12 protein-coding genes are annotated in these 13,294 nt (G+C 73.5%); 8 read left to right on the top strand and 4 right to left on the bottom strand.

Translation table 11 applies throughout. From position 1 onward, the window contains the following. Window positions 1–1,023 (bottom strand): antibiotic resistance protein VanZ (locus tag ACJOT3_RS13460; protein ID WP_406972504.1); only part of this gene is annotated, 1,023 nt, incomplete at its 3' end. A gap of 525 nt (window positions 1,024–1,548) precedes the next feature. Between ACJOT3_RS13460 and ACJOT3_RS13455 the strand changes: the two genes are divergently transcribed. The 7 genes from ACJOT3_RS13455 (at window position 1,549) to ACJOT3_RS13425 (ending at window position 9,367) form a co-directional block, all read left to right on the top strand. Then, window positions 1,549–4,092: a sensor histidine kinase gene (locus ACJOT3_RS13455; RefSeq protein ID WP_406972503.1), complete on the top strand. Its 2,544-nt coding sequence runs from the start codon at window positions 1,549–1,551 to the stop codon at window positions 4,090–4,092. 2 nt (window positions 4,093–4,094) lie between these two features. After that, on the top strand, window positions 4,095–4,541 hold the full coding sequence (locus ACJOT3_RS13450) for a roadblock/LC7 domain-containing protein (protein WP_406972501.1): 447 nt from the start codon (window positions 4,095–4,097) through the stop codon (window positions 4,539–4,541). A gap of 9 nt (window positions 4,542–4,550) precedes the next feature. Beyond that, window positions 4,551–5,018, top strand: coding sequence for a DUF742 domain-containing protein (locus ACJOT3_RS13445; RefSeq protein WP_406972499.1), 468 nt, complete (start codon window positions 4,551–4,553; stop codon window positions 5,016–5,018). Then, window positions 4,999–5,580 (top strand): GTP-binding protein, encoded by a 582-nt coding sequence (locus tag ACJOT3_RS13440; RefSeq protein WP_406972497.1) that lies wholly within the window; start codon window positions 4,999–5,001, stop codon window positions 5,578–5,580. Before ACJOT3_RS13445 ends, ACJOT3_RS13440 begins: the two co-directional genes overlap by 20 nt. Before the next feature lie 388 nt (window positions 5,581–5,968). Next, window positions 5,969–6,949 carry an oxygenase MpaB family protein gene (locus ACJOT3_RS13435; RefSeq protein ID WP_406972495.1) on the top strand — a complete coding sequence of 327 codons (981 nt, stop codon included), beginning with the start codon at window positions 5,969–5,971 and terminating at the stop codon, window positions 6,947–6,949. Between the two features lie 40 nt (window positions 6,950–6,989). Then, window positions 6,990–7,967, top strand: a complete 978-nt coding sequence (locus ACJOT3_RS13430) for an oxygenase MpaB family protein (RefSeq protein WP_406972493.1) — start codon at window positions 6,990–6,992, stop codon at window positions 7,965–7,967. Further along, on the top strand, window positions 7,964–9,367 hold the full coding sequence (locus ACJOT3_RS13425) for an MFS transporter (RefSeq protein ID WP_406972491.1): 1,404 nt from the start codon (window positions 7,964–7,966) through the stop codon (window positions 9,365–9,367). Before ACJOT3_RS13430 ends, ACJOT3_RS13425 begins: the two co-directional genes overlap by 4 nt. Before the next feature lie 43 nt (window positions 9,368–9,410). Here ACJOT3_RS13425 and ACJOT3_RS13420 read toward each other — a convergent pair whose 3' ends face one another. Together ACJOT3_RS13420 and ACJOT3_RS13415 are read right to left on the bottom strand one after the other, a co-directional pair. Beyond that, window positions 9,411–10,322 (bottom strand): NADP-dependent oxidoreductase, encoded by a 912-nt coding sequence (locus tag ACJOT3_RS13420; protein ID WP_406972489.1) that lies wholly within the window; start codon window positions 10,320–10,322, stop codon window positions 9,411–9,413. 15 nt (window positions 10,323–10,337) lie between these two features. Continuing rightward, window positions 10,338–11,738 (bottom strand): DHA2 family efflux MFS transporter permease subunit, encoded by a 1,401-nt coding sequence (locus ACJOT3_RS13415; protein WP_406972487.1) that lies wholly within the window; start codon window positions 11,736–11,738, stop codon window positions 10,338–10,340. Between the two features lie 102 nt (window positions 11,739–11,840). On the opposite strand from ACJOT3_RS13415, the gene ACJOT3_RS13410 reads away from it, so the two are divergent. After that, window positions 11,841–12,524: a TetR/AcrR family transcriptional regulator gene (locus ACJOT3_RS13410; protein ID WP_406972485.1), complete on the top strand. Its 684-nt coding sequence runs from the start codon at window positions 11,841–11,843 to the stop codon at window positions 12,522–12,524. Here ACJOT3_RS13410 and dprE2 read toward each other — a convergent pair. Beyond that, entirely contained in the window at window positions 12,521–13,273 is a 753-nt protein-coding gene (dprE2, locus tag ACJOT3_RS13405) for a decaprenylphospho-beta-D-erythro-pentofuranosid-2-ulose 2-reductase (protein WP_406972482.1), read from the bottom strand. The genes ACJOT3_RS13410 and dprE2 overlap by 4 nt on opposite strands. Window positions 13,274–13,294: the final 21 nt, after the last annotated feature.

Below are 13,294 nucleotides of genomic sequence, written 5' to 3'. Positions count from 1 at the left end.
GGGCAGCGAGCCGTCGACGACCGCCCGGGTGCGCACCCGGGTCCCGCAGAGCAGGTCGACCAGGCCGACCCGGTCCGGGCGGACCAGCGCGGAGCTGGCGTGCACGACCACGACGGCGAGCGCGATCCACGCGTGCCCGAACGCAATGAGCGCCGCCACCGGGACGGTCAGCAGCGCGGTGCGCGCCAGCACCCGCGGGCGGGAGGCGGGGGCCGGCCGGGCGGGCTCGGTGAGCGCCAGCCGGACGGCGGCGCGGCCGGGGGTGCAGCGGTCCCGGCGCACCTGCGGCACGAACACCCCGAAGACGGCGGCGGTGCCCAGCAGCACGGCGGTGCGCACGTGCCCGTCGGGGTCGGAGCCGATCACGCCCACGGCGGTCATGGCGGCGGTCAGGGTGCCCGCCCCGTACCACCACAGTCCCAGGTCGAGCAGGGTGCCCAGGGTGCGGCGGGGGAGGTCGGGGGCGACCCGGTCGGGCACGGCGCCGGGCCAGCCGCGGGTGTCGCCCCAGGGCCACAGCGGCAGCAGGAACCGGGCGAGCAGCCAGCCGACGGCGGTCCCGGCGACGCCGAGCGCGACGAACAGCGGGGAGGCCTCGGCGTAGGCGCAGGGGTAGACGCCCAGCAGGCCGGTGCCGCGGACGGCGTCGGCGGCCAGGGCCAGTCCGGCGCCCAGCAGCAGGGTGACGACCGGGCCGCGGCGGAAGCGGTCGCGGGCCAGCCAGCCCACGGGCAGGAGGACCGCGAAGGCCAGGACCGGTCCGTACCGGTCGGCGGGACCCTGTCCCGCCCCCGGCCAGCACAGCCCGTCGACGGCGGCGGGCAGCGGCCAGACCGCGTAGGCCGCCAGGGCCAGTCCGGCCAGCAGCGCCGCGAGGCTCGCGCGCCCGGGGCGGCCGTACAGCCGCCCGTAGCGCCGGTGCTGTCCGCGCAGGTAGAGGGCGGCGGCCAGGACGACGAGCAGGGGCACGGCGACGACGGCCACGTCCACGGCCTCCTGCCCGGTGCCGAACGGTCGGATCACGCGCACTGCCCTCCCTGCTCCCTGTCCAGGGCGCAACGGTAGTACGCCGGGCGGGTCCGCGGGTGTCGAACGCCGCTTTGAACCGGTATGGTCGCCCACGGGCGTCGTCACACGGAGCACTCCTTGCACTTCGCTCAGCAATATGTGACATTCGTCCTATAGGTCCTCAGCGGGTCGCACACCCCCCAAGTCCCCACCCTCCAGGTGGACATTCCGCCTCGTCATGGCAGACTGCCTCCACCACCCGGATATTTCGTCGTTTCTCTGTCGAGATACGATCCCCAACGCCGAAATGCCGCGTTTGTGGTTACCCTGCGGTAGGCCCCGTGTCGAGACACCCCCACGAACGGACGCGGCCCGCAGGGCGGGCGGCCCCCAAGGCCCGCGGTGTCGACATCCGGACACCGGTCGGGACGGCGCCCCTGATACCGCACCCCGAGAAGACTTTCGACGCGGATCGACAGGAGAACCGTGCAGGCAGTACCCCAAAGACGCGGACGGACGATCGCGTCCCGCATCCGCGCAATGGTCACGATCCCCACGGCGGCGCTGCTCGCCCTGTGGCTGATCCTCACCGCGGTCCTGGCCGTGAACGCCGGGCTCCAGCACATCCGCGCCAAGGCGACCAACGACATGGTGACCCCCGCCGCCGTCGGCCTGGTGAGCGCCATGCAGGAGCGCGCCCGGACCATCTCCCACATCGAGGACCCCGGCGACGAGACGCTGTCCGCCGAGCTGGCCCAGGCCCGGCAGGAGACCGACGACTCCCTGGGCACGGTCATCAACGAGCTCATCGGGTTCGCCGACCTGGCGCCCGGCCAGGCCGGCCACCACATCGAGATGCTGCACCAGCGGTACGGCGAGATCGGCGACGTGCGCGCGGCGGTCGACGACGGCACCGCCACCCGTGACGAGGTCCTCGACTACTACAACGAGCTGATCCTGCACGGCGCGGACAGCTTCGACAGCCAGGCCCGCTCCGGCAACGTGATCGAGGCGTTCAACTCCTCCATCAGCGCCACCTACATGTTCCGCACCGTCGACCTGTTCGCCCGGTCGGACGCCCAGCTCGCCCGCGCCTTCGCCACGGACGAGCTGTCCTGGGAGGACCAGCTGGTCTTCGCCGAGCTCGTCGGCTCCTACCAGAGCATGCTCGACGCCAACGGCCCCTACCTGGGCGGCCCCGGCCAGCAGGAGCGGCTCACCGCGGTCCTGGAGAGCCCCGAGTACCAGCGGCTCACCGAGATGCAGAACGAGATCATCAACCGCCGCATCGAGGTCGAGAGCGTCACGGACCCGCTCACCTACGTCGTGACCGACGTCGAGGACCTGTCCATGCCCGTCGACGGCGCCGCCTGGCAGGACGACTACAACTACGTCCTGGGCGAGTTCACCGACATCGGCGCCGACGAGGCCCTCAACGCGGCGGCGCTCACCAGCGACCGGGCCTGGCGGTCCACCTTCATCGCCCTCGGCGGCAGCCTGGGTGTGGCCGCAGTGGGCATCGTCGCCTTCCTGTTGGCCCGCCGCTCCTCCCGCTCGCTCACCAGCCGCCTGGTGCGCCTGCGCGACGACGCCAACGACCTGGCCGACAAGCGCCTGCCCGACCTCATGGACCGGCTGCACCGCGGCGAGCGGGTGGACACCGACGCGATGCTGCCGCTCATGGCCACCAGCGACGACGAGATCGGCGACGTGGCCCGCGCGTTCAACACCGCCCAGCGGGCCGCGGTCGACGAGGCCGTCCAGCAGACGGAGCTGCGCCACGGCATCAACCGGGTGTTCCTCAACATCGCCCACCGCAGCCAGACCCTGGTCCACCGGCAGCTGCGCCTGCTGGACAAGATGGAGCGCGAGCAGGAGGACCCCGAGCAGCTCGCCCAGCTGTTCAAACTGGACCACCTGGCCACCCGCTCCCGCCGCAACGCCGAGAACCTGCTCATCCTCGGCGGCGAGGCGCCCGGGCGGACCTGGCACCGGCCGATGCCGCTCATCGACGTGCTGCGCGGCGCCATCTCCGAGTCCGGCGACTACACCCGGGTCAAGCGCGAGCGCATCGCCCGCGTGCACCTCAACGGCCCGGCCGTCGCCGACGTCATCCACCTGGTCGCGGAGCTGGTCGACAACGCCGCCATGTTCTCGCCCCCGCACACCCAGGTACGGCTGAGCAGCGACGACGTGCCCAACGGTGTGACGATCGAGATCGAGGACCGCGGCCTGGGCATGACCGAGGAGGAGCTGGCCTCCGCCAACGCGCTGCTGGCCGACCCGCCCGAGTTCGACGTCATGCGCCTCAACGAGAAGATGCGCCTGGGCCTGTTCGTGGTCTCCCACCTGGCCCACCGGCACGGCATCAAGGTGCACCTGCGCCCGTCGCCGTACGGCGGCGTGCAGGCCATCGTCCTGCTGCCGCACGACATCATCACCGGCGAGCGCACCTCGGTGACCGCCGCCGAGGAGCAGGACGGCGACATCTGGGAGGTGCGCGAGATCCTCGACCACGCCCCCGGCGGCGTCCTGGAGTCCGGGGCCACCCCGGTCCTGGCCCCGGTCCCCCCGGTCGACGGGCCGGGCCCCTCCCCCGCCCCCGCGGCGGAGCCCCTGGACGGACCGCGGGAGACCGAGACCTCCCCGTCCGCCGACACCGTGTCCGAGACCGGCTCGTCCAACGGCGCGGGATCCCCCGCCGTCAACGGCTCCAACGGTTCCCACGGAGCCGACGTCCTGGACTCCCGTCCTCCCCTCCCCACCCGACGGCCCACCATCAGCGCGGTGCCCTCCCCCGACGCCGGGACGGCGGAGCCCGAGCGGGTCGAGGCGGGCGGCGGACGGCCCTCCCTCCCCAAACGCCGTCCCCAGGAGAACCTGGCCCCGCAACTGGCCGCCGACCCCGAACCCCCCTCGCGGAACGGGAACGCCGACGGGGCCACGGCCCCCGGGGCGGGCGGCATCGACGGTGCCGAGCGGCTGGCGCGCCTGCGCCGGAACATGACCGCGTTCCAGCAGGGGACGGACCGCGGTCGGCGCGAAGGCAAGCACCACACCCACGAGACCGACAAGGACGACTGACAGTGACGAGTACTCCCGAACGCGTCGAGCACGAAGGCTCGGGCAAGAAGGACATCGACTGGCTGCTGGACGAGTTGCTCGAACGCGCGGTGGGCTCCCGGCACGCCATCGTCCTCTCCGCGGACGGCCTGCTGATCGGCCGTTCCCGCGAGCTGGCCAAGGAGGACGCCGAGCACCTGTCGGCGGTCGCCTCCGCCTTCCAGAGCCTGGCCCGGGGCACCGGGCGGCACTTCGACGGCGGCGACGTCCTACAGACCGTGGTCGAGATGGAGCGGGCGTACCTCTTCGTCACCGGCGCCGGCCGGGGCGCCTGCCTGGCGGTCCTGGCCGAGGAGAGCGCCGACGTGGGCCTCATCGCCTATGAGATGAACGTCCTGGTCGAGCAAGTGGGCCGCTACCTCGACGCGGCACCCCGCCACGAGGGAGCGACCGGAGAAGCCACGCGATAGGGGGCGGCCATGCAAGCGCACGACGCATTCGATCCGGGTGGGAATCCCCACGGCCTGCCGCACCGCGACGCGGTCGGCGGGTACGGGGGCACGGAGCCGGACGGCCACGGCGGCCCGGACGGGGTGGACGACCCCGGGGCCGGTCCGCTGGTCCGTCCGTACGTGATCGCCCAGGGCCGGGACCACGCCGACACGGTCAAGCTGGACATGATCAGCGTGGTCATCGCGGCCAAGAGGGCCGAGGTCGACGAGATGGCCCTGGAACCCGAGCAGATCCGGATCCTGGAGCTGTGCCGCCGTCCCCTGTCGGTCGCCGAGCTGTCCGCCCACCTGGACATCCCGGTGGCGGTCGTCAAGGTCCTGCTCAGCGACCTCCTCAACCGCGGGCTGGCCTTGGCCCGCGCCCCCTACACAGCGAAAAGCCCGGTCAGCCGGGACGTACTCCAGGCGGTTCTCGATGGCATCCAGCGACTCTGACCTCTCCCAGGACTCCGTTCCGTCCGCGTTGAAGATCCTCGTCGCGGGCGGTTTCGGCGCGGGCAAGACCACCCTGGTGGGCTCGGTGAGCGAGATCGCCCCGCTCAGCACCGAGGAGGTGATGACCGAGGCCAGCTACGGCGTGGACGACCTGTCGGGTGTGGAGTCCAAGACGACCACGACGGTGGCGCTGGACTTCGGGCGCATCACCATCAGCCCCAGCCTGGTGCTGTACCTGTTCGGCACGCCGGGCCAGGAGCGCTTCTGGTTCATGTGGGAGGAGCTGTCGGAGGGCGCCCTGGGCGCGATCGTCATCGCCGACACCCGCCGGCTGGAGACCTGCTTCGCCGCCGTGGACTTCTTCGAACGGCGGGGGGTGCCGTTCGTCGTCGCGGTGAACTGCTTCGACGGCGCCCACCAGTACGAGGCGGAGGAGGTGCGGGCGGCGCTGACCCTGGACCCGGCGATCCCGGTGGTCCTGTGCGACGCGCGCGTGCGCTCCTCGGCCAAGGAGGTCCTGCTCACCCTGGTCACCCGGGTCGCGGAGCGCATGGCCGCCTGACCTGGGGAACCCGTGAGGATGCCGGCAGGGTTCTGGAGGCCACGGAGAAGATGTCCGAGGAACGAGGACATCGCCGTAGTGGCCGAAGGTTCCTGCCTTCTGGGGCATCCGAACAGGCCAAAGCGAAGCGGAGGCCATAAATAAGCACGGTCCGCGGGGCGGACGGGGCATCGACCCGTCCGCCCCGCGGCGTTGCGGGGGCCTGTACAGAGGGATACGGCCCGGACACGATTAGGGTTCGGGCCAGTGGCCACCCCACCCGGAGTCCCTGTACAAAAGGACATTCCGGGTAAAGTGCGCCCCGAGGCACGTCCCGGATGTGCCCCGCCCCGCAGACCATGGACCCGTCCCGGGCGGGCCCGCACGAGGTGACTGGAGTGACTCCCCCATGAAGCGGTTCGAGTGGCGCGACCGTATCGACGCCCTGGACGCCGAGGCCGACTGCGAAGAGATCGTGCGCATCCTGGGGACCCACGAGTTCCCCTGGGACATCGAGCAGGCGCTCGGCCTGGCCCTGTACCGGACCTACGCGGTGCCGAGCATCGGTGAGCTGCTGGCGCACACGCGCGAGTTCACCGAGCGCACCCAGCACCGCTACGACGACACCGCGCTCATCCTCAACGACATCATGGAGCACGGGTTCGGCCCCGGGCGGGGCCGCGACGCCCTGCGGCGGATGAACCAGATGCACCGCTCCTACGACATCTCCAACGACGACTACCGGTACGTCCTGAGCACCTTCGTCGTCATGCCGGTGCGCTGGCTCAACGACCTCGGGTACGGGTGGCGGCGGCTGTCCGACCACGAGATCGCGGCGAGCACCAACTACTACCGCAAGCTCGGCAAGCACATGGGGATCAAGGACGTCCCCGAGACCTACGCGGAGTTCCTGGAGCTGTTCGACTCCTACGAGCGCGAGCACTTCGCCTACACCGACGGCGGCCGGGCCGTCTCCGACGCCACCCTCGGGCTGATGGTGGACTTCTACCCGGCCTGGCAGCGGCCGCTGGTGCGCCCCTTCACCAAGGCGCTGCTGGACGACCGCCTCATCACCGCGTTCCGCTACCCCGAACCGTCGAAGGCCTGGCGCTCCCTGGCCGCGGGCGCGCTGCGCCTGCGGGCGCGGGTGGTCCGGTTCATGCCGCCGCGCACCGAGGCGCGCTGGGCCCGCCAGAGCCCCAACATCCGCAGCTACCCCGGCGGCTACGACCCCTCGCGCATCGGCACCTTCCCCCAGGGCTGCCCGGTCCCGCACGGCATGGACACCGTGGAGGTGCCCGCCACCGGCGCCCGGGTCCCCGCGCCCGGCCAGGCCGTGGCGCCCGAGGGCGCGCCCGTCGAGGCTCCGGAAGCCGCCGGCACCGACTGACCCCCGCCCCCGCCTCTCCCCTAACCCGAAGGAGCCGCGCATGAAGCGCTTCGATTTCCGCGACGAGATCCACCGCCTGGACCCCGAGGCCGACTGCGTGCGGATCATGCAGATCCTCAACGCCCACGAGTTCCCCTGGGACATGGGCCGGGCCCTGGGCATCGCCCTGTACCGGACCTACGCGGTGCCCAGCATCGGCGGGCTGCTCGGCAGGACCGACCAGTTCACCGGCCAGACCCAGAAGCGCTACGACGACACCGCGCTCATCCTCAACGGCATGATGCGGTACGGGTTCGAGCCCGGCCAGGGCCGCGACTCGCTGCGGCGGATGAACCAGATGCACCGCTCCTACGACATCTCCAACGACGACTACCGGTACGTGCTCAGCACCTTCGTCGTCATGCCGGTGCGCTGGCTCAACGACTACGGGTACGGGTGGCGCACGCTGTCCGACCACGAGATCTCGGCGATCGTCCACTACTACCGCAAGCTCGGCAAGTACATGGGCATCAAGGAGATCCCCGAGACCTACGAGGAGTTCCGGGACCTGCTCGACGGCTACGAGAAGGAGCACTTCGCCTACAGCGAGGGCGGCCGCAAGGTCTCCGACGCCACCCTCGACCTCATGGTGACCTTCTACCCGCCGCGGGTGGCCGGGCTGGCCCGCAGGTTCTCCATGGCGATCCTGGACGAGTCGCTCATCGAGACCTTCCGCTACGACCCGCCGTCCAAGGCCTGGAGGAGGTCGGCCGACATCGCGCTGAAGATCCGGGCCAAGGTCGTGCGCCGGATGAAGCCGCGCGAGGAGCCGTTCTGGGCCGACCAGAACCCGAACATCCGCAGCTACCCCGGCGGCTACGACGTCAACAGGATCGGCACGTTCCCGGCGGGCTGCCCGGTCGCCCACGACGTGGACCCGGTGGCGCACGAGGAGCTCTACGGGAGGAAGGACGGCGAGGCCGCCGGGGCCACCGAGGTCTCCGAGAGCGCCGAGGCCACCGCGGACGGGCGCGCGTGACCGCCACCTCCGACCCGGCCGCCCCCTCCCCGGCCGACCCGGCGCCCGGAACCGCCGCCCCCGCGGCCGCGGCCGGGCCGCTGCCCCGCTCGGTGCACGCCTGGTACGGCAGCGGCGCGGTGGCCACCGGCATCTTCAACACGGTCCCCGGCCTGCTGCTGCTCATCTACCTCACCGACACGCTCGCGGTGAGCCCGGCGGTGGCCGGGCTGGTGGTGCTGCTGCCCAAGATCGTGGACCTGGTGGTCAGCCCCTACATCGGGGTCTGGTCGGACCGCACGCGCTCCTCCTGGGGGCCGCGGCGGCCGTGGATGCTGGGCGGGGCGCTGACCCTGCCGGTGCTGTTCGCGGCGATGTTCGCCGGCCCGCCGCTCCAGGGGAACGGAGCGGCGGTGTACGTGGCGGCGGTGTTCGTCGTCGCGGCGCTGGCGTCGTCGGCCTTCCAGGTGCCGCACGCGGCGATGCCCGGGGAGATCACCTCGGACTACCACGAGCGGTCGACGTTCACCGCGTGGCGGACCGTGTTCGTGGGCCTGGCCCTGATGCTGGGCGGGGCACTGGCCCCGGTGATCCAGACCGCGCCCGCCGACGAGGTGGTCGGCTACCGGCTGATGGGCGCGGTCATGGGCGCCGTGGTGCTGGTGTCGATGCTGGGCACGGTGATCGGCACCCGCCGGGCGCCGCGCACGGTGTTCCCGCACCGCACCGAGGGGATGGCCGCCCAGCTGCGGACGGCGCTGACGCACCGGCACTTCCGGGTGCTGTTCCCCGCCAACCTCCTGATGGCCGTGGCCGGCGGGACCATGGTGGCGGGTGTGCCGTACGTGACCGCGAACGTCATGGGCGAGCCCGCCTACACGAGCATCCTCATGGTGTGCGTGCTGGTGCCGCTGATGGCGACCGCGCCGCTGTGGCGGCGGATCTCGGTGCGGGTGGACAAGCGCCGGGCGGCCGCCTACTCGGCCGTGGTGTTCTCCCTGGGCGGCCTGGGGCTGCTGTGCATCCCGCTGGGGGGCGTGCCGATCGCGGTCGTCTCCTCGGTGCTGGTGGGCATCGGCTTGTCCGGGTCGATGCTGCTGCCGTGGTCGATGCTGGCCGACTGCCTGGCCGCCACCGACGACGGCCGCCGCCAGGGCGGTGTGCTGTCGGGGGTGTGGACGGCGGGCGAGGCGCTGGCCCAGTCGGTGGGCACCGGTCTGCTGTCGCTGTCGCTGGCGGTGAGCGGCTACGTGGAGTCGGGCGCGGGCGAGGTCGTGCGCCAGAGCGACGAGGCGCTGCGGGGGATGCTCATCGGCAGCACGCTGGTCCCGGCCGCGGTGATGCTGCTGTGCCTGGTCCCGCTGGCGTTCTACCGCCTCACCTCGGTGGACGTCGAACCGTCGGCCGAGAGCGCGAGGTGATCGGCGGGGCCCGCCGCGGCGCGGGCCCCGCCTCCAGTCCGGTTCAGGGGGTGAGGACGAGTGCCCCGCGCCCGTGTCCGGAGTCCAGGACCCGGTGCGCGCGGGCGGCCTCGGCCAGCGGCAGGACCTCCCGCAGCTCCACCGCGTACTCCCCGCGCTCGTACAGCTCGACCACGGAGGCCAGCCGCTCGGCCGAGCGGACCCCGTCGGCGGCCGCCGTGCCGAACCGTTCCGGGGCGTCCGGGGAGACCATGCTCAGCACCCGGCCGGGTGTGCCGACGATCTCCAGGACCCGGCGCAGCGAGGCGTCGTCGCGGGCGTCGTACCCGGCGTCGACCCCGTTCGGGGCCGCGGCCCGGACCTGTTCGACCATGGTGTCCCCGTAGGTGACGGGGACCGCGCCCAGGGCGCGCAGGTGGTCGTGGTGGCGTTCGGAGGCCGCGCCGACCACCCGGGCCGCGCCCCGCAGCAGGGCCAGCCGCACGATCGCCGTGCCCAGTCCGCCGGCGGCGGAGTTGACGAACAGGGTGTCGCCGGGGCCGACCTTCAGCGCCTCCAGGACCATGACCGCCCCCTGGGCCCGGGCGGGCAGGGCCGCCGCCTCGGCCTCGGGCAGGGCGTCGGGCCGGGGGACGACCTGGTCGGCGCCCACCACGATGTGCTCGGCGTAGGCCCCGAAGGTGGAGAAGCCCAGCACCGGGGTGCCCGCCGCCGGTCCTGCGGCCCCCTCCCCGAGGGCGTCCACGGTCCCGGCGAACTGGTTGCCCGGGACCAGCGGCAGGGTGATCCGGTCGCGCCAGGGGACGTCGCCCCGGCGGACCCGCGCGTCGATGGGCAGCGCGCCGACGGCGGCGATCCGGACGCGGACCTGTCCGGGGCCGGGCTCGGGCAGGGGCAGGTCGACGGGGGTCAGTACCCCGGGGTCCCCGAAGCGGGTGATGGTGACGGCGTGCACGGTGCCTCCGGTGGTTCAGGCGTCCCGGTCGGGACGGGTGGCGGGCAACAACAGGGCGGGGAGCAGGGCGGCGGCGGTCAGGGCGGCCATCCACCAGAACGCCGCCTGGAAGGCCGGCCCGGGGTCGGGCGCGGCGGCCGCGCCCCGGGCCAGGACCAGGGCGAGCCCGGCGGTCCCGGCGGCCGCGCCGACGCGTTGCAGCACGTTGAGGGCGACGGTGGCGTGCGGGATCCGGTCGGGTGCCAGCCCCCGGTAGGCGGCGGCGAGCAGCGGCACCGAGGCGGTGCCCAGGCCCGCCCCGCGGACGAAGAGGGCGGCGCCGAGCCACCACACGGGGGTGTCGGCGGTGGCGAGCGCGAAGGGGACGGTGGCCAGGGCGGCCACGAGGTAACGGGGTGCCAGCCGGTCGGCGGGTCCGCCGACGCACAGGACGGCCAGGGCCACCCCGGCGCCCATGGGGGCGAGCAGCAGTCCGGCGTCCAGGGGGTCGGCCCCGGCGACGCGCTGGTGGAAGAGGGGGAGCAGGAACATGCCGCCCCAGATGCACAGCCCGAAGACGAACATGAGCGCGGCACCGTTGCGGAACGGCGCGTGGGCGAACAGCCGCAGGTCCAGGGCGGGCGGCGGCGCGCCCTCCCGGGGCCGCAGGGCGCGCAGCACGAAGCCCGCGAGTAGCAGGGCGCCGAGCCCCGCCCACAGAAGTCCGGCCGAAGAGCCGGGGGACGGCGAGGACGACGAGGACAGCCCGTGGAGCAGTGCGACCAGGCCCAGGGAGAGCAGGGCCAGGCCCACCGGGTCCAGGCGTTCGGCGCGGTCGGGCTCGCCCCGGGGCACCCCGCGCACGGCGCACAGGACGGCGATCGCGACCAGGGGCAGGACCAGGGCGAACACCCAGCGGTGGCCCAGGGAGGCCAGGACCGCTCCCCCGGCGACGGGTCCGAGCACGGGGGCGAGCTGGCCGGGCACGCTGATCAGGGCCATGGCCCGGCCCACGCGGCCGGGTCCGGCGGCCCGGGCCAGGATCGCCATGGTGAGCGGCAGGACCATGCCGCCGCCGAACCCGGTGAGGGCCCGCATCGCGATGAGGGATTCCAGGGACCAGGCCAGGCAGGACAGCGCGGCCCCGGCGCCGAACAGGGTGAGCGCGCCGATCCAGGCCGCGCGGGGGCCGAACCGGTCCAGGGCCCAGCCGACGGCGGGGATGGCGGCGGTCATGGCCAGCAGGTTGGCGGTGACGACCCACTGGACCTGCGAGACGGGGGCGTCGTAGGCGGCGGAGAGGTCGTCGACCGCGACGGTGACGACGGTGCTGTCGGCCAGGGCGGCGAAGGCCCCGGCCAGGAGGACCGCGGTGAGCCGGACCAGGGGTGCGTCGAGGCGCTCCCGGTCCCGCGTGCGCGGGGGGTTCTCGGACATAAAAAGTAAACTACACCGTGCAGTGTAAATTTGGCGGTGTGCTTCACCCGGCCCCCGGATCCGGGAATAAGCTACTGATCCCCGAATCGAACGGAACACCCGATGAGCGCCCCGGACCCCGCCGCCCCGCCGCCGGCCTGCGGCCGCCCCGCCAAGCACGCGGCCATCCTCGACGCGGCCCGCCGGGTGTTCCTGCGCGAGGGCTACACCCGCGCGAGCATGGACGCGATCGCCGCCGAGGCCGGGGTCTCCAAGCGCACCGTCTACAACCACTTCGGCGACAAGGAGGGGCTGTTCTCCGCGATCGTGGAGCTCAGCAGCGCCTCGGTCGCCGCGGACTTCGCCGAGACGGCCGCCCGCCACCTGGCCGACCCCGCCGACGCCGAGACGGCCCTGGTCGCCTTCGGCGACGCGTGGGCCTCCCCCGGGCTGCACCGCCCCGACCACGGGGCGCTGGTGCGGCTGCTCATCGCCGAGGCGCTGCACTTCCCCGACGCCGTCCGGGTGTGGCTGGACACCGGCCCCGGGCCGGTCCACCGGGGCCTGGCGGAACGGCTGCGCGCGATGGCCGACCGGGGCCTGCTCGACATCCCTGAGGGCGGGGAGGAGACGGCCGCCGGGCACTACGTGGCGCTGGTGCAGACCCCGGCGACCAACCGGACGTTCTTCAACGCCGCCCCGCTGGAGGAGGCCGAGCGCCGGGGGCTGGTCCGCTCCGGGGTCACCGCGTTCCTGCGCATCTACGGCCCCCCGGAGCGGGACCGGGGCGCCCGGGACCGGTCCTAGCGGCCCAGGCGGCGCCAGATCGGGCGCGGCATCATCCGCATGCCCGCGAACACCGGGGCGAGCACCCGCGGCGCCCACACCGTGGTCGCCTTGGAGCGCAGCCCCGTCGACACCGCCTCGGCGACCTGGCCCGGGGTGGCCGGGAACGGCGCCGGGTCCACGTGCGCCGACATCCGGGTGGGCACGTAGCCCGGGCGCACCACCAGCACCCGCGCCCCGCTGCCGTGCAGGGAGTCGGCCAGGCCCTGGGCGAACCCGTCCAGACCCGCCTTGGCCGAGCCGTATACGAAGTTGAATTTACGCACCCGCACGCCCGCCACCGACGACAGCACCACCAGCGCCCCGTGGCCCTGCTCGCGCAGCCGGGCGGCGACCGCCAGCCCCGCGGACACGTGCCCGGTGTAGTTGACCGCCGCCGACCGGGCCGCGGCCGCCGGGTCGGCCTCGTAGTCGGCCTGGGTGCCGAGCACGCCGAACGCGTCCACCACCACGTCGAGGTCGCCCACCAGGGCCACCGCCTCGCCGACCGTGGCGGTGTGGGTGTCGGGGGCGGTGGCGTCGAACTCCAGCGAGTGCACCTTCGCCCCCAGGGCGGTCAGCACGCTCGGCGGCTCGGCCACGCCGCCGCGGGCGGCCAGCACCACCTCGCGGGCGCCCTCGCGCACCAGACGTTCGACGATGGCCAGGCCGATCTCGCTGCGGCCGCCGAGCAGCAGCACGGTCCGCACCGTTCCCACCGAGTCGCGCATGTGCCTTGGGTGTCCTTCCGA

This window comes from Nocardiopsis protaetiae (assembly GCF_045446735.1).
Taxonomy (GTDB): Bacteria; Actinomycetota; Actinomycetes; order Streptosporangiales; family Streptosporangiaceae; genus Nocardiopsis; species Nocardiopsis protaetiae.
This window is presented reverse-complemented; position numbering and strand designations above follow the sequence as displayed.